The sequence below is a fragment of the Bradyrhizobium sp. MI1.11 genome, from assembly GCF_055811255.1.
The window spans coordinates 210558-227449 of sequence record NZ_JBVVPM010000003.1; the positions used below are offsets into that span (position 1 = coordinate 210558).

12 protein-coding genes, 1 pseudogene and 2 riboswitches are annotated in these 16892 nt (G+C 65.4%); of the genes and pseudogenes, 2 read left to right on the forward strand and 11 right to left on the reverse strand.

Annotation, left to right across the window (positions count from 1 at the left end):
• Positions 1-16: 16 nt before the first annotated feature.
• Entirely contained in the window at positions 17-1486 is a 1470-nt protein-coding gene (gene hydA / locus AC0L30_RS04525) for a dihydropyrimidinase (RefSeq protein ID WP_473403863.1), read from the reverse strand.
• 56 nt (positions 1487-1542) lie between these two features.
• Between hydA and AC0L30_RS04530 the strand changes: the two genes are divergently transcribed.
• Positions 1543-2205 carry an aspartate/glutamate racemase family protein gene (locus AC0L30_RS04530; RefSeq protein WP_007593113.1) on the forward strand — a complete coding sequence of 221 codons (663 nt, stop codon included), beginning with the start codon at positions 1543-1545 and terminating at the stop codon, positions 2203-2205.
• On the opposite strand, the gene AC0L30_RS04535 is transcribed toward AC0L30_RS04530, so the two are convergent.
• From AC0L30_RS04535 to AC0L30_RS04565, 7 genes and pseudogenes are all read right to left on the reverse strand, one after another.
• Positions 2202-2870, reverse strand: coding sequence for a flavin reductase family protein (locus AC0L30_RS04535; protein WP_473403864.1), 669 nt, complete (start codon positions 2868-2870; stop codon positions 2202-2204). The genes AC0L30_RS04530 and AC0L30_RS04535 overlap by 4 nt on opposite strands.
• Before the next feature lie 5 nt (positions 2871-2875).
• The gene (locus AC0L30_RS04540; RefSeq protein ID WP_354164644.1) at positions 2876-3808 is read right to left on the reverse strand and encodes an N-carbamoyl-D-amino-acid hydrolase; all 933 of its coding nucleotides are present in this window, start codon (positions 3806-3808) and stop codon (positions 2876-2878) included.
• Positions 3809-3942: 134 nt separating this feature from the next.
• A complete protein-coding gene (locus tag AC0L30_RS04545; protein WP_473403865.1) occupies positions 3943-5238 on the reverse strand; it encodes an aminotransferase class III-fold pyridoxal phosphate-dependent enzyme in 1296 nt (431 codons plus the stop codon).
• A 10-nt stretch (positions 5239-5248) separates the two neighbouring features.
• Positions 5249-6829: a hydantoinase B/oxoprolinase family protein gene (locus AC0L30_RS04550; RefSeq protein ID WP_354127553.1), complete on the reverse strand. Its 1581-nt coding sequence runs from the start codon at positions 6827-6829 to the stop codon at positions 5249-5251.
• A pseudogene (locus tag AC0L30_RS04555) lies at positions 6826-8834 on the reverse strand (hydantoinase/oxoprolinase family protein). The gene AC0L30_RS04550 and the pseudogene AC0L30_RS04555 overlap by 4 nt, the downstream one beginning before the upstream one ends.
• Positions 8835-9295: 461 nt before the next feature.
• The gene (locus tag AC0L30_RS04560; protein ID WP_473403866.1) at positions 9296-10723 is read right to left on the reverse strand and encodes a PepSY domain-containing protein; all 1428 of its coding nucleotides are present in this window, start codon (positions 10721-10723) and stop codon (positions 9296-9298) included.
• Positions 10724-10734: 11 nt separating this feature from the next.
• A complete protein-coding gene (locus AC0L30_RS04565) occupies positions 10735-13092 on the reverse strand; it encodes a TonB-dependent receptor (RefSeq protein WP_473403867.1) in 2358 nt (785 codons plus the stop codon).
• 117 nt (positions 13093-13209) lie between these two features.
• Positions 13210-13411: riboswitch (cobalamin riboswitch) on the reverse strand.
• A gap of 71 nt (positions 13412-13482) precedes the next feature.
• Between AC0L30_RS04565 and AC0L30_RS04570 the strand changes: the two genes are divergently transcribed.
• On the forward strand, positions 13483-14055 hold the full coding sequence (locus AC0L30_RS04570; RefSeq protein WP_473403868.1) for a histidine phosphatase family protein: 573 nt from the start codon (positions 13483-13485) through the stop codon (positions 14053-14055).
• On the opposite strand, the gene cobT is transcribed toward AC0L30_RS04570, so the two are convergent.
• The 3 genes from cobT to AC0L30_RS04585 are packed head-to-tail and all read right to left on the reverse strand — an operon-like array spanning position 14056 to position 16597.
• The gene (gene cobT, locus AC0L30_RS04575) at positions 14056-15108 is read right to left on the reverse strand and encodes a nicotinate-nucleotide--dimethylbenzimidazole phosphoribosyltransferase (protein ID WP_473403869.1); all 1053 of its coding nucleotides are present in this window, start codon (positions 15106-15108) and stop codon (positions 14056-14058) included.
• Between the two features lie 15 nt (positions 15109-15123).
• Positions 15124-15873, reverse strand: coding sequence for a precorrin-6A synthase (deacetylating) (gene cobF / locus AC0L30_RS04580; RefSeq protein WP_473403870.1), 750 nt, complete (start codon positions 15871-15873; stop codon positions 15124-15126).
• Between the two features lie 46 nt (positions 15874-15919).
• Entirely contained in the window at positions 15920-16597 is a 678-nt protein-coding gene (locus AC0L30_RS04585; RefSeq protein ID WP_473403871.1) for an energy-coupling factor ABC transporter permease, read from the reverse strand.
• Between the two features lie 37 nt (positions 16598-16634).
• A riboswitch (cobalamin riboswitch) is annotated at positions 16635-16854 on the reverse strand.
• Positions 16855-16892: the final 38 nt, after the last annotated feature.

Genomic DNA, 16892 nt, shown 5'->3' on the forward strand with positions numbered 1-16892 from the left:
CGCGCGCGATCCACCATCACAGTAGCTTCGCTCCAAAATTGCGTTCAGGGTCCATGTCGGCGACGAGCCGCCCCGTCGGCTTGGCCGCCTCGCCCCCGCTGCGGGCCAGGAACTGTCCGCTGCCAGCGCTCGCGAGGCACTTGTTGCCGTCGATGATCACCCGACCGCGCGACAGCACCGACATCGGCCAACCCTTCAGCTTCCGTCCCGCAAACGGTGTGTAGCCGGCGAGATCGTGCATCATCTCGTCGGCGATCACGGTCTCACGATCGGGATCCCAGATCGCGATATCGGCATCGGCTCCGACTACGATCGAGCCCTTGCGCGGATGCAGATTGTAGATCTTGGCCGGCGCCGTCGAAGTCAGCTCGACGAACTTTTCCAGGCCCAACCGCCCCTTCGACACCATTGCGTCGAACAGTAGCGGCAGCCGCAACTCCAATCCCGGGAGGCCATTGGCGACCTGCTTGAAGTTGGGATTGGGACCGGCACGCAGCTTGCCGGTCTCGTCGTAGCGATACGGCGCGTGATCCGACGAGATGGTCTGGAGATCGCCGAGCGACAGCGCCTGCCACAGCGCCTCCTGGTCGGCATGCGTGCGCGGCGGCGGGCTGCACATCCACTTGGCGCCTTCCGCCCCGGGCTTGTCGAGATCGGCGGCGGTCAGGAACAGATATTGCGGACAGGTCTCGGCAAACACCTTCAGCCCCTGCCCGCGGGAGTCGCGGATCACCTTGGCGCCTTCGGCAGTCGAGACATGGAAGATCATGATGGGCTGGTCGATCAGCGCGGCCATGCCGATCAGCCGGGTGAAGGCCTCCGCCTCGGACACGCGGGCGTGGCTGACGGCGTGATATTTCGGCATCGTGTAGCCGCGCGCGAGCAAGCGCTTCACCATCCAGGCGATGATGCCGTGGTTTTCGGCATGGGCGCACAACATCGCGCCGGACTGGCGCGCGGCCAGAAGGATATCCAGCAGCGGCTCGTCGTCGACCTTGAGCCGGTCATAGGTCATGAAAATCTTGATCGAGGCATGGCCCTGCTTCACCAGCGCGGGGATATGCTCCTCGACCGTTTCTTTGGTCGCATCGGCGATGATCATGTGAAAGGCGTAGTCGATCACGGCGCCCTTCTTCGCCAGCGCGTGATAATCCTCGACCACCTGCGGCAGCTTCATGCCGACGTGCTGGGCGGCGAAAGGAATCACCGTGGTCGTGCCGCCAAAGGCAGCCGAGACGGTCGCGCTCTCAAAGGTGTCGGCATTCATGATGCCGGCCGCGGACAATTGCTCGATATGGGCGTGGCTGTCGACGCCGCCGGGCAGAACCAGCTTTCCGCGCGCGTCGATCTCGCGCTTCGCCGCCGGAAGCCCGCGGCCGATAGCGGCGATGGTCTCGCCGGAGATCGCGACGTCGGCCTCGAACACGTCGGTCGTGGTGGCGACGCGGCCGCCGCGGATGATCAGGTCGTAAACTGGTTCAGTCATGAGGCACTCCGTGATAGCCTAAAGCCAAGTGATCGCCATTCCGCAGGAAAACCATCATGGCCCGGCCGCGCATTCTCGTCATCAATCCGAATTCCAACCCCGCGGTCACGCAGGGGCTGGAGGACGCGCTGAAGCCGCTCGGTTTCGAGGGCGGCCCCGAACTGGTCTGCCAGACGCTGGCGGAGGGACCGTTCGGCATTGAAAGCCAGGCCGATGTCGATGGCGTCGCGATGCCGCTGCGCCGGCTGGTCGAGGGCGACAACAGCTCGGCCGCCTTTGTCATCGCCTGTTACAGCGATCCCGGGCTTCAGGTCTGCCGTGAAGGCACCGACCGGCCCGTGTTCGGCATCGCCGAGTGCGGCGTGCTGACGGCGCTGGCCCGCGCCGAGACCTTTGGCGTCATCGCGATCGCCCAGCGCTCGATCCCGCGTCACATGCGCTATCTCAGGCAGATGGGACTGACCGAACGCCTCGCCGGCGAGCGGCCTCTCAACATGAGCGTCGCCGAAACCGCCTCGGGCGAAGGCACGCTGGCCAGGATGATCGAAATCGGCCGCGCGCTGCGCGACGAGGACGGCGCCCGCGCCATCGTGATGGGCTGCGCCGGCATGGCGCGCCATCGCCGTCCCCTCGAAGACGCGCTCGGCATTGCCGTGATCGACCCGACGCAGGCGGCCGTCACGATGGCGCTGGGTACGGTGCAATTCTCGAATCACTAGGCGTCCTTCAGCTCTTTGGCGTCCTGCCGCGCGATCCATTGCGCGTGGCTCTCGCGGACAAGCGTGAACGTGTCCCGCTGCGTCGTATAGAGATTGCCGAACATGCGGCCGATCGGGCGGTAGGCGTCGAGGTCGACATACATGTTGGCCTCGTTGACGAGGCCCTCGCGGGCGTGAACCCGGAGCACTTCGCCGACGAGCAGTTCGCGATCGGGCGAGAAGGTCAGCGCGACATGGCGCCGGCATTCGAGCGCGAAGGGCGCTGCGGCGAGGCGCGGTACCTTCACGTTGATTGAGGGAAGGGTCGCGAGCCCTGCCGCAGCGACCTCGCTGTCACCGGACGGGAAATCGACCGCGCAGTCATTCATCGCTGCGGAGAGCGCCTCATCAACCATGTGAACGACGAACTCGCCGTCGCGATGGATGTTGCGGGTGGTGTCCTTCGGGCTGTGATCCGGCTTGTGTTGAAGCCCGAGCACGATTAGCGCCGGACTCTCCGAGAACACGTTGAAGAAGCTGAACGGCGCAGCGTTGACCGCCCCGTTCGCATCGAGCGTCGTCACCAGCGCGATCGGCCGCGGCACCACCACGCCGCAAAGCAGCTTGTAGCGATCGCGCGGATCGAGCTCGCGTAACAATATGCTCGATGTGGTCTGGCCAGTCATCGACGTTACTTCTCCGGCGGCGGCACCGCGCCGGTTCGGCTGGTGATCAGGCCGTAGTGCTCGATGCGGCGGTGCTGTGCGAAATTGAAGATCGTGGTCTTGCCGAAGGTGGTGGCATCGAGGTCGCAGGCGTGGACCAGCAGCTCGTCCTCCTCCGTCTTCGCTTCGGCGACGATTTCGCCATTGGGATCGACGATCAGACTGCCGCCGAACAGCGGGTGTCCGTCCTCGTTACCGGCTTTGGCCACCGCGACGACCCAGGTCGCGTTCTGATAGGCGCCGGCCTGCGCCGAGAGGCGATTGTGGAACAGGCGTTTCTCGACGCCCTCATCGCTCCTCTCCGCATTCACGGACGGCGTGTTGTAGCCGATCAGCACCATCTCGACGCCCTGCAAGCCCATCACGCGATAGGTCTCGGGCCAGCGGCGGTCGTTGCAGATGGCCATGCCGATGATGCCGCCGAGCTCGCGCCAGACGTTGAAGCCGAGATCGCCCGGCTCGAAATAGCGCTTTTCCAGATGCTGGTGCGAGCGTTTGGTGTCGTATTCCACATGGCCGGGCAAATGGATCTTGCGATATTTGCCGACGATCTTGCCCGACTTGTCGGTGAGAACAGCGGTGTTGAAGTGATGTCCATCAGGCGTCAGCTCCGCATAGCCAAAATTCATCGCCATCTGGTGCTGCGCCGCGCGCTCGAACAACGGCCTCGTCGCAGCGTTCGGCATCTCGCGCTCGAACCAATTGTCGAACTCGGCCCGGTTCTCCACATACCAGCGCGGGAAGAAGGTCGTCAGCGCCAGTTCCGGATAGACGATCAGGTCGGCGCCCTTGCTCTTGGCTTCATCCATCAGCGCGATCATGCGCTTGACCACGGCCTCGCGGCTGTCGGCTTTCTGGATCGGGCCCATCTGGGCGGCGGCAACATTGACGATACGCATCAGCGATTTCCTGGTGATGTCTTCGAAGCTACAATTTCAATCACTTGCCGGCACGCGGCTGCATAACGCAGCGTCGCCCGGGCTTTCCGGCCGCCGCCTGCCGATCATCATAGTGTGCGCTGCACGATCCGCGCTCATTTTTGTTCCGCATCGGCAACATCCAGGCCGTGGTCCAGTGCATCCAGAAGCTGCTCGGCCTCATGCTCGGAGATCACGAGGGGCGGAGCGAGGAACAGCGAAGTCTGCTCGCCGCTGGTGCCGATCACGGCGCCTGCCTCCAGGGCCCGCTCCGCGACGCGCGAGGCGATCGGCACCTCGGTGGTGTCGGCGTGCCAGGAACGCCAGTCCGGCCCGTGCAGCTCCACGGTCCAGTGCAGCCCCTGCCCCGCCACGCGCTGCACGCTTGGATGTCTCTGCGCGATGGCGAGCAGGCGGCGGGCGAACAGCTTTTCGAGGTTCTTTACGTGCTCAAGAATCTTCTCTCCGCTGACGACCTTCAGGTAAGCGCTCACGGCGGCCATGCTGATCGGATGGCCGCGCAGCGTTCCGTAATTCTGCCAGCTCGTGCCATTGAGCCGTTCGACGATGGCTTTCGACACCACCACCGCGGCAACCGCCGCCGCGCCGCCGCCGAGCGATTTTCCGAGCGTCACGATGTCAGGGCGGCTTTCGGCGCCCTGGAATGCGAACCAGCGCCCAGCGCGGCCGGTGCCGGTCACCACTTCGTCGGCGATCCAGTAGGAGCCAGCCTGCCGCGCGCAACGCGCCACCTCGTCCTGATAGGCGCCGTCGTAATAGATGCCGCCCTGCGTGTAGTCGATGATCGTCGCTGCGGTGTCCGAAAGCAGGCGCGTGGCATCGGCCAGATATTCGCGTGGGGGAACATTGTTGGCGGGCGCACCATAGATCGCGCCATCCGGCGCCGGCAATATCCGCACCGGCGCCATCGGCGCCGGCAGCTTCGAGCCGCCTGAGTGCACCGCGAGGCCGCCATGCCATTGCGGCTGCACGGTCATACTGCGCGACAGGCCTGTAATGCCGTGATAGGCGCGTTCGCGCGTTGCCAGCGCGGACCGCTGCGTCAGCGCCTGGCAAAGTGACAGCGCCATGTCGTTGGCCTCGCTGCCGCTGATGCAGAAGCGCACCGCACCGACCCAATCCTCTTCGCCCTTGAAGGCGATGGCCATCAAATCGTCAGCGGCCTGCTCGCGGCCGACCCAGGTCCACCCCTCGTTCACGACGGGCGTATCCGCGGCGCGGCGGATCGCCTCCACCATCGCGGGATGACGATGTCCGAGACCGCCGCCGGTGTTGCTGCCGTCGATGAGCTTGCGACCATCCGACAGATGAAAATAGACGCCCTCGCCGCCGACCACGGCCATGGGCGCGCTGTCGCCGGCATTCAGCCCGGTTCGCAACAATCTGCTCATTGCAATCCCTTCATTCCGCAGCCTCGGCGCCGTAGCCACCGCCGCCGCAGGTCTCGATGTTGACGAGATCGCCTTGCTGCAGCACCAGGTTCGACTTGCCGTCGATCGCGACGTTCGCGCCCTGCCGGATCAGCGAGATGCGGCAGGGCTTGCCGGGTTCGCCGCCCTGCATGCCGAACGGCGCGATCACCATGCGCTCGATGCAGGTGGTCAGATGCATCGACGGCGCCAGGATACGATAGGTGCGCACGACTCCGTCTCCTCCGCGATGGGCGCCCGCGCCGCCGGAATGCCTGCGAATGGCCTGCTGCTCGACTTGGATCGCGTAATTCGCCTCGATCACCTCGACCGGCGTATTCGAGGTGTTGGACAGATGCACCCGCGTCGCTGAGATGCCGTCCCGATCATGCCGCGCGCCCTCGCCACCGCCGTGGACCTCGTAAAGCATCTTCCATGAACCGTTTTGCCGCGGTTCGGCAAAAAACAGGACGCCCGCCGTGGTCGCCCCGCCGGCCGACAGACGCTCGGGAATGGTATCCTGCATCGCGCGGAAGATCGCATCGACGATGCGCATCGAGGTCTCGTGGTTGCCGGCCGCAACCGAGGCATTCCACCCCGGCTCCAGGATCGAGCCCGGGCGCGTGATGATGGTCAGCGGCCGCAACGCGCCCGCGTTCTGGTTCATGTCGCGCCCGCTCATGATGCGCGCGGCATAGGCTACCGCCGAGCGCGCCATGAACGGCGTGGTGTTGCAGAAATTCGAGACGCGGTCGCAGCTTCCCGAGAGATCGAAGGTCGCTTCGTCGCCTGCAATGGTGATCTTGACATGAATGCGCGCTGGCGCGGCGTTGACGCCGCCGTCGTCCAGATAATCCTCGCCCTCGTAGACGCCATCCGGCAGATCGCGCAACGCCTCGCGCATCTCGATTTCGGAGAGATCGTGCAGGCGCGCCTGCGCCGCCGTGAAGACTGCCTTGCCGTGCTCGCGGCAAAGCTCGAAGATGCGCTTCTCGCCGGCTTTCGTTGCGGCGATCTGGGCGAGAAGATCGCCCTCGCAGGATTCGGGATCGCGAACATTGGCCTTGAGCAGCTGCACGATCGGCGTATTGACGCCCGCTGCCGTGGCGATCAGAACCGGCGGAATGCGCATCGCCTCCTGGAAGGTGTCGATCGCTTTCGCAAAATAGCTGCCGGGCCAGGTGCCGCCGATATCGGGCCAATGCGCGAGGCTGACCGCGAACGCCACGATCTCGCCGTCGACGAAGACGGGGCGCACGACCTTGACGTCGTTGAGATGATTGCCGCCGAGCGGGCCGACATTGTAGATCAGTGCATCGCCTTCGTTCAGGCTGTCCCGCGGCACCACCTTCAACAATTCGAGAACCGTATAGGCCATCGCGCCGAGATGGATCGGGATGTCGCGGCCCTGCCCGACCAGGTCGCCCCGGCCGTCCGTGATCGCCGACGACAGGTCGCCGGCCTCGCGCAGCAGCGGCGAGCGCGCCGAGCGCGTCATCACCAGGCTCATCTCCTCGGCCGCGGCCGAGAGCCCGTGCCTGATGACCTCGACGACGAACGGATCGATCTTCATGGGGCCACCCGCGTCAGGAACAGATTGCCTGAAACGTCGGGCCGCGCCTGCCAGCCGGGCGGGACCACCACGGTCGACCATGCGTCTTCAATGATGGCCGGACCACTGACAATCTCGGTCAACGAGGCGCGGTCGATGATGCTTGTTGCGATGTCGTGAAAGCCGTCGAACGAGCAGATGCGCTCGCCGGTGGAGACCGCCCTCACCGCGACGGACGGCCGGCTCACGACGGTGCGCGACGGACGGCGCGCCTGCACCCGCACGGATTCGATGACGCAGCTCTCGCCGGTCGCATAGCCGAACAGCTCGTGGTGCCGGGCCAGAAAATCCTTCTTCAGCGTGATGACGTCGAGCGGTCGCGCGAACGGCACCGGAATGGCGTCGTTCTGCGCGGCGTAGCGCATCAAGGCCACCAGCTCGACCTGGATCTCAGTCGCGGCAACGCCGTTGGCGATGAGCGGCGCCGAAGCATCGTCAATCAGCACCCCGATCCGCTCCGACACACGGGCGAGGTCGATGCCGTCGAGCGCAGCCCGCAGGGTTTGCTGCTGGAGGAAGCTGAAATCGGCGGTGAGACAGCCCAGCGCCGAAAACGCACTTGATGCGCTGGGAACGACGACCTCGGCAATCCCGTAGAGATCGGCCAAGCCCGCGGCATGCATCGGGCCACCACCGCCAAAGGCGAGCAGCGTGCAGTCGCGCCCGTCGATGCCGCGCTCCACGGTGACGCGGCGGAGCGCGCGCGCCATTGTCGCGTTCGCGACCTTGATGATGCCGAGCGCGGTTTCGGTCAGGCTCAGCCCCAGAGTGCGCGCGATCGGCGCGATGACGTCACTGGCTGCCTTGATATTGATTCCGATCCGATCGCCAAGCCTGGTTTCGGGATTGAGATAGCCGAGCACGGCGTTGGCGTCGGTGATGGTCGGCTCGGTACCTCCGCGGCCGTAGCAGGCCGGTCCCGGCTCGGAGCCGGCGCTTTCCGGTCCGACGGTCAGGCCGCCGGGACCATTGCGCACGATCGAGCCGCCGCCCGCGCCGATCGAGTGAACCGCAAGCATCGGCTGGCGCAGCGGCTTGTCGCCGAGCATGCGGCCGTCTGTCATCTCGGCCTGGCCGTCGACGATCAGGCACACGTCGGTCGTGGTGCCGCCCATGTCGAACGTCAGCATCCGCGATGTGCCGAGCTGGCGCGCGATGCTGACGGATGCGGAGACGCCGGCGCCGGGCCCGACATCGCCATCACCAGCGGCCGCCGCTTCACGGCGGAGATCGGGACCATGGCGCCGGCCGAATGAAACACCTGCAGGCCGGGACCGATCGGCAGTCGCAGTTCCAGTTCGCTGAGATACTCCACCGCGATCGGCATGGCGGCCGCGTTGAACACGGTCGCCGAGGTCCGCTCGTATTCGCGCGCCTCGGGATTGACCTCGTGCGACAGCGAGACGTGGGCAACGACGCCCTTGAGCCGCTCGCCGAGCATTTTCTCGTGGACAGGATTGGCATAGGCGTGAAGCAGTGCGACCGCGACGCTCTGCACGCCGGTCCCCTTCAGCCAGGCCACCAGGCGCTCGATCTCCGCTTCATCCAACGCCTTCAGCACCTTTCCCTCGTGATCGAGGCGCTCGGCAAGCCCAAAACATCGTTCCGGCGGCACGAGCGGCGACGATTTCGGCGGAATGTCGAGACGGTAGAGATCGCGGCGGCGGTAGCGCGCGATCTCCAGCACGTCGACAAAGCCTTCGGTCGCCACCAGCGCCACTTTCGGCAAACGTCCTTCGACGATGGCATTGGTTACGCGCGTGGTGCCGTGGACGAAGCGCTTGACCTCGCTCTTGCGCAGGCCCACCGCCTCGATTGCCTCCAGCATCGCCTGAACCGGAGCTTGAGGTCGCGACGGCACTTTCGCGATCCGCGCCTCCGCGGGGGAGTGCCGGATCGCGATGATGTCGGTGAAGGTGCCACCGATATCGGTGCCGACCTCCCAGTGATTTTCGTCAGTGTTCATGCGTGGGTCAGCTGCGGACGACGTTCGAACCGGACGCCGGGTGCTTCCCGTCCTTCGCGAGGTTCAATCGCAAACCGAGAGCGCTCATCGTCATCCCCTGTCATGCCACTGCTTGCGAGCGTGCGACAGAGCGATGGGCTTCGGATAGGGCCAGCGTTGTCGCAACGCACAGGACCAGCACGCAACCGGCGCTGCCCGCCGAGGCACATTTTAGTGCAGCGCTGCCCGCAGGGAGTGCACATCGGTGTGGATCGTTCCACGCGCGCTAAGTGCAGCGCACCACGAGTTTTCCCGGACGAAACGGCACATCCGCTGCACTGCAATCCACGCGCCGCGGACGCACTGTCTAATTTGCAGGCGATCGATCGGCGCTACGGACCATACGATTGCTTATGAGCTATGCATGGCAGTCGGCTCAGCCTCTCTTTATTGTACGATCAGTAAGCGGTCGTTTTGCCCACTCAACGCCTCGCGACCAGGCGACGCGAGCCGATGACGATGCCCGTGATGGAGAACAGAAAGCCGAGGGCGCAGAGCCCGACGACCAAGCCGTCGCGCAGCAACGGATGCGCGACCAGGACCGGAAAGTCCAACGTGTGCAGCGCGCCGTAGGACCAGCGATAAGCCCGCCGCGACGAATCCAGCCTTTGCAGCAAATTGCCGTCGGCGCCGTCGATGTCGAACCAGAGGTCGCCGCAGTAGGAGCGGTAGACCGGGGCGCCAGGGACGGTGGACTGCGCGGGATAGTTGTCGTTGTCGGCAAGTACGGACGGTACGCCGCAGCCGGCTGCGAGGCGCGCCGTCAGCCCCTGGACCTCGTGGACATCCAGAGATCCCGTTGGTCCGTCGCGCGGCGCATCCCCTGCCTTGATCAAGGTCTGCGCGGCAAGATCCGTGCGATCCCGCCGATAGAGAGTGCCGTTGAAGGCAAACCATTCGATCTCGTGGACCGACGGCGATACGGGCTGGCGATCGAGCGATCGGGCCGCCGTCCAGTTCGGTGGGGCGTTCATCACGCTGGATTCAGTCGAGGTCAATTGCCCACGCGAGAACAGCCGTCCGTGATCCATGGAGAGCCAGCCACTGAAAATCCAGCTCAGCACGAAGACCATCGCCGCGAGGCCGATGAGATGATGCAGCGCATGCCAGCCACGATAGGACGACCCGATCAGACCGCCCCGAGGTTTGATCCGCGCAAGCCCGAGCACAGCGCCAAGCAAAGCTGCGATCAGGGCCAGCAGCGACAAGGTCCAGACCACGCGATCCCACAGCGACCAGTTGCTTCGCAGGATCGTTGGATAGATCCAGTGCAGCACGCTCCCGACGAGATTCCATCCGCGCTCGCTGCGCGTCGTATCCAGGACGATCTCGCCGGTGAGCGAGGAGACATAGACCTCCGTTCCGGCGGCGTCGCCCAGGCCAACCCGAAACAAGGGCCGGTGGCGGTCGAAGCCGTTCGGCACGCTCCATTGGTCATAGTCCGAGCGCGCAACGATCGCGGCACGCGCGGCATCCAGCCCACGGCTGCGGGCGTGGTCTCGCGCGATGGCCAGCGCGACCTCGGAAAACGCGACCGAGGCGCCGACCCCGTCGGAGGCGCGGACTGCGCCCGCGCGCGACGGCCCCGCGACGACATAGACCGGTCCATCACTGCGCTGGATCAGGCGAACGCGCGTCGCATCCGCAATCCCGCTCGCGGCAACGGCATCGGCGACCGCAAGCCCCGTCTCCGCGCTAGCCAACGGCACGAGCCCGGCAAAGCGTTCCGCTTCCGTCAGGGACGGAAACGGAACGAAGTGCATCACGATTCCCGTCGCGAACCACATCGCGAACAGCAGGCAGAACGCGATCCCGAGCCATCGATGCAGCAGGACGATCGCGCGCATCATCGATCAGCGTCCTACCATTTGAACGCGGCCGAGATCTCGTAGGTGCGCGGCGCGCCCAGCAGGATCTGGTCGGGATAGAATGGATCGCCCCAGATCGCGTAACGCTTGTCGGCGATGTTGCGCACCCGGAAGGTCAGGCGGGCCTGCTCGACGGCGTTGAACACGGTCTTGGGGATGTCGACGAAAGCGTAGACGTCCGCAACAGTGTAGGCCTTCAGCGTCACGGTGTTGGCATCGGTGTTGTAGCGGTCGCCGACATGGCGGCCGGTGATACCGAACTCGACCGCCCAGGGCGTGAAGAACCGGTATGACGCGCCGGCATTGGCGACGACGCGTGGCACGTTCGGCGGCGTGTTGCCGGAGAACGAGCCGCCGACAAAATTGTAGTCGGCGTAGCGCGCATCGACATAGGCGATGTTGCCCCAGAGACGCAGAGGCTCGATCGGACGCACCGAGGCGGCCAGCTCGACGCCCTTCGACTCCTGCCGTCCGGCCAGGTTGAGCTGCATGCCGCCTGCCGCGGCATAGACGTTCTTGCGCAGGATGTCGTAGGCCGAGAACGACCATTCCGCCCGGTTGTCCCAGAACAGGTGCTTGACACCAGTCTCGTAGGTGCGCGCGGTGGTCAGGTTGAGCGGATCGGTCGGATTGAGCAGGAAGATGTTGTTGGCCGCGATGTCGGCGCCGGTCGCATATTGGCTGAAGAAGGTCAGGCCCGGAACCGCTTCCCACGTGTAACCGATGCGCCCCGTCGTCGGGACCCAGGATTGCGAGAACGGGAAGTTCGCCTTCTCCAGACCGAACTTGTCGGTCGAATTACGGTCGAGCCCGATATGCTCGACGCGCAGGCCGCCAACCAGCGCGAAGCTGCGCGTGAGCTTCAGCCGGTCCTCGAATGACAGCGCCTCATTATCGATGCGCGCAGTCTGCTGCTGAATAGTGAGCAGGCCGTAGTACCCGCGAGGCGGATCGACCAGCGGAACGGAATCGCCGGGGAAATTTGCGGCGCCCGGCCTCACGAAATCAAGGTAGCTTGAGGACAGCGTCGTGACCAAACGGTTGTCAAAGCCGGCGATATTCGCATCCCAGATCAAGTCGGTGACGTTGCCGACCAAGCGTTGGCTGTGCGCGACGTAGAAACGCTCGCGATCCACCATGTTGGTACCGGAATTGAACGCCTCGACCTCATTGTTGAACCACGTGCGCTCGGCGCCGTAGCCATAGGCCTGACTCTTCAGCGTCAGGTCTGGCGCGAGCTTCAGCTCGAAACCGCCGCGCAACCAAACCTCCTGCGCGACGTTCCTGTTGTCGAGGACGTTGTAGTTGGTGTTGAAGGTGCGGTCATCGATCGTGACCGCACCGAGATTGGTTTTGTTATAGTTCGAGACGTAATTGCCGGAAACAATCCCCGTCGTCGCATGCGAGCCGCTGAAGGCGATCGGCGCCAGCGGCGCGCCCCAATAGGCTTTCGAGCGGTCCTCGCGGTACTCGATCGCGCCCCAGACTTTGAGGCTATCGGAGATGCGGTAGTTGAGCTGGCCCGAGACGTCGAGCGTCTTGGTGTTGGTGTCGTCGGCAAAGCCGTTGAGCGAGGAACGGCTGACGTCAAAGCGATAATCGAGCCCCTGCACATTGGTGCTGCCGCCCGAGCCGTAATGCGCGCGGAACGAGTTCAGCGAATCCCAGGAGAAATCCGCCTCGTTCCGGATCGGACCGGTGTGCGGCTGCTTGGTGACGAAGTTGATCGCGCCGCCGGCGGCGCCCTCGCCCGACATCAGTGACGCCGGCCCCTTCAGGAATTCGACAGCTTCCAGATTGGCCGTGTCGGTGATCCGCGAGGTCATGTTCTGCGGACCGATCTTGATGCCGTTGTAGAGCGTGTTGATTTGGCTGTTGGTGAAACCGCGCATCGAGAAAGCCGAAGGCTCGGCCGGATTGTCGCCGGCTGTGACGCCAACCGCTCCCTGCGCGACGTCGGACACGGTGCGGTAGCCCTGCTCACGCATGGTTGCGGCCGAGATCACCTCCACGGTCGCGGGCGTTTCGCGCACGGTCAGGCCGAGGCGAGAGGCGCTTTCGGGGACTGCATTGGTGTTGAGCGGCGTCTGTGCTGCCGCGGTCGGCACGACGGGCTTGGGCGCTACAGATGCAGCCGCCGGCCGGCGCGCAGCTGCGCGGCGTGGGCCCTGCGCCTCCCGCGCGTCGGGCCTGGCCGGCTTGCGGGATTGGGCGGGCGTTACCTCGACCGGCGGCAGAGGTTCGCGGGTCTGCTGCGCCAAGGCCGCTGGCGTGTCGATGGCGACAAAGGATGTCAGCGCGGCGGATGCGAGCAGGAACGCGCGCGGTCGTACGATACGAACAGGAGACACGGTTGTGGACCTCGGTATGACGTCAGTGGCACGTCACAGCGAACCAAGGTCCCATCTTCCGGCTTGTCAGCCTTCCGATGAAGCCGAATGTCTGTACTCCCCGACCGACATCTTCGCGTGTGACCACGGCTGACGGCAGGTCTCCTGGCTCGCGGGTCAATACCTTGTGTCGCCTTCCCGGGACCGAGACACCCAGTGGCACGTGACGCAAGATTCGCCGCTTACAGTTGCGGGGGCAGCCACGGCATTGGGGACAATGTCCCCGCACCGCATTCCCTTTTCATCCCCTCTCAGGGAAACCGTCGCGAGCATCTAGGATTACGATCAAGACAGAGTCAATGTGCCAGTTGCGGCGTTATTGCCACAGCGACCAATTCCTTGGAGATAAGCATGGAGGGCGAGACCTTCCTCTGGGTGATACGGCACGCGCCCGTCGATGGGGTCGCCGGGACGATCCATGCAGCCGACGCCCCGGCCGATCTCGGTGATCGCGCGCAGCTGGAGGCGCTGCGGCAGCGCTTGCCGCGGGACGCCGCGAGCTATGCGAGCCCGTCGCGTCGCACGGTCGAAACGGCCCGCGCGCTGGGGCTCGAGCTGCTGCAGCTGGACGAATTCAGCGAGCAGAATTTTGGCGACTGGACCGGTCGTCGGCATGACGAGCTCGCCGCGACCGGTGGCGAAGCCTATGCACGGTTCTGGAGCGATCCGGCGCGCGGACGGCCGCCGGGCGGCGAAAGCTTTGAGGAACAGGTCGCGCGCGTCCGGCTGGGTCTGTCAAAGATCAGCACCGGGGCCGCAACGCTCGTCGTGCATTCCGGCACGATCCGCGCGGCGCTGTGCATCGCGCTGGATCTGACGCCACAAGCGGCCCTGCGCTTTGTGATCGATCCGCTGTCGCTGACCCGGATCGACCGGCTCGCGACCGGCTGGCGCGTCCTCTCGGTCAATCAGCGGATGATTTGATCAGGCCGGACGATCAGGCACATTGGCCTGCGCAAAGGTCGCCATCCCGTTGTGGAGCGCACAGGCCGACCGCACCAGCGGCAGCGCGATGGCAGCGCCCGATCCTTCGCCGAGCCTGAGATCGAGGCTGATCAGCGGCTGCACATTCAGCGCGCGAAGCACCAGCCGATGCCCCTGCTCCGCGGACTGGTGCGAGGCCAGCAGGAACGGCCGGCACGAGGGATTGAGCCGCGCCGCCGCAAGTGCCGCGACCGATACGATGAAGCCGTCGATCAACACGGGGATGCGGCCCTGTGCAGCCGCGATAATGGCACCGCAGATGGCCGCAATCTCGAGGCCGCCGACGGCGCACAGGATCTTTTCGGGCGACGCGCCCGTAATGCCATGACGTGCGATCGCGGCGTCGATCACCCGCGCCTTGTGCACACGGCCGGCCGCGTCGATGCCGGTGCCGCTGCCCGCGATCTCTTCCGCGCTCACGCCGAGCAAGGCGGCCGCGATCGCCGCCGATGTCGTGGTGTTGCCGATGCCCATCTCGCCGAAGATCAGAAGATCGGGCTGCCCGGCCTGCGCGCGCGTCACCGCACGTCGGCCGGATTCGAAGGCGAATGCCAGCTCTGTGGAGGTGAGCGCAGCTTCGACGCTGAAATCGCGCGTGCCGCTGCGCGGCTTGTCGGTCACGATTCCAGCCATCTCCTCCTGCGCCAGCGTGCCGGCGTCGACGACCTCCAGGCTGGAGCCCAGCTCACGCGCCAGCACCGAGATCGCGGCACCGCCGGAGGCGAAATTCGCCAGCATCGCGATGGTCACTTCTTGCGGATAGGCCGAGACGCCCTGCGCGACGATGCCGTGATCGCCGGCGAAGATGATGATCGGAACCCGGGCCGCGCGCGGTTGCTCGGTTGCTTGCAGGCCCGCAAGCTCAATCGCGAGCTGCTCGAGCCGGCCGAGCGCGCCGGTCGGTTTCGTCAGTTGCGCCTGTCGCGCCACTGCCGCGTCGCGATGGACTGCCGAAATATCAGGGCATTGTTGGGTGATCCATTCGGGGAGCATGCTGCCTCGCTTGCCTCACGACCTGCGCTTGAGGATGTAACTGTCCATGATCCAGCCGTGCCGTTCGCGCGCCTCTTGCCGCACCGCGACGATACGCAGGCCGATCTCGGCCAGCGCGCCGGACATGACGATCTGATCGGCCATGCCGAGATAGGCGCCCCACCAGATGTGCAGGCCTTCCGGATCAAGCGACTGGAACGCCGTGCCGCCGTCGAGCATCACCACCACTGTATCGACACCTTGCGGCCAGCCGCCATCGCGCAAGCGACGGCCGGTCGTGACCAGAAATGGCTCGCCGATATCGTTGAGCGGCAGCGCATGCGCCGCGCACAGCGCCTGGATCGAGGTGATGCCGGGAACGACCCTGATGTCAGGCAAGGGATCGAGCCGCCGCGCGATGCGCAGCGAGGAATCATAAAGCGAGGGATCGCCCCAGATCAATAGCGCGACATTGCCCTCGCCTTCGAGATGATCTGCGATCGTCTGCGACCAGGCAGCGGCCACGGCATCGTGCCAATCGTCCACGCCCTTGCGATAGTCCGCTTCAGCGGCGTCGCGGACGGGCAGATCGAACTCGGCAATGCGCGTCGTGTCGCTGGCGAGCACATCGGCGCAGATCGTCCGCCTGAGATCGGCGAGATCGGACTTGGCCGTCCCCTTGCGCGGGATCAGGACGAGATCAGCCGCGTTGATGGCAGTAATCGCGGCGCGCGTGAGCTGCTCGGGATCGCCGCAACCGATGCCTATCAGGGAGAGCGTGAGCATCGTGCCTGCGAAGGGCGGCCATGACGGCCGCCCGTTCGCTTGTCACTTAAGCCGCGTTGTGCAAACGCGGGGTGACGAGGCCGGGCGCGGTGACGCCGCGCAACGACTTCGCCAGCGCCAGCACGCCGACATCGGCGAGCGGCTCGATCACGATGACCAGCGCATAGGACGCCGCGAAGGTCGCGATGTTGACGAGGTTGGTCGCGCCAAAACCGGCGCCATAGACCGCCCAGAACGCCACCCAGGCGATGACGCCCGCCTGATAGGTCGTCGAAAGCGCCAGCGCCTGGCGATACTTCAGATCGACATAGGCCGTGTTGCGCGCAATGATCCGCGTGGCGATCGCCTGGATTCCGAACAGCGGCACCAGCAGCGTGGTGACGTTCATGCCATATTGCGGCAGGTCGGGCGGCTCGAAGAAGATGCCCTGGAACAGCAGGCCGAACGCGAGGCCGAAGGCCGCAGGCGCAGCGCCAAACAGCAGGAACAAGGTCGAGCCGAGGATGAAGTGCACCTCGGAGACGCCGACGGGGAAGTGCGGCAGGATCTCGAAGAAGATAAACACGAGTCCCGTGGTGGCGAGCGTCCGCGCCGCGAACGACGTGATGCCCTGCTCGCGCACGGTCTCGACCGCGAGCTTCAAGGCAACACCGCCGACGGCGATGCCGGTTGCGTAACTCAGCACGAGCTTGGCGTCCGAGACTAGTCCGGGTTCGATATGCATGGCTCAGATCCTTCTTGCCGTCACACCCGACGGCCTTGGCCTCAAAACGTGCACGGCCGGTCTCCTGGCTCGCGGTTCACTGGGAGTCTCCGGCCTTCCCGGGCCTTGCGGCCCAGTGGCTGATCGAAGTCCCTCACCGCTTACAGTCGCGGGGGCGGCTGGGGTTTTGAGCGCCGCAACTGGGTCCGCCCATCCCCATTCCCGATTATGCTCCGGCGCTTTGCGCCGCGTCGAGCACCATGCCTCTCCTGTGTGCCCCTTTCGCCGGCCGGGCGTCAAGGGGCGAAGGGCGGAC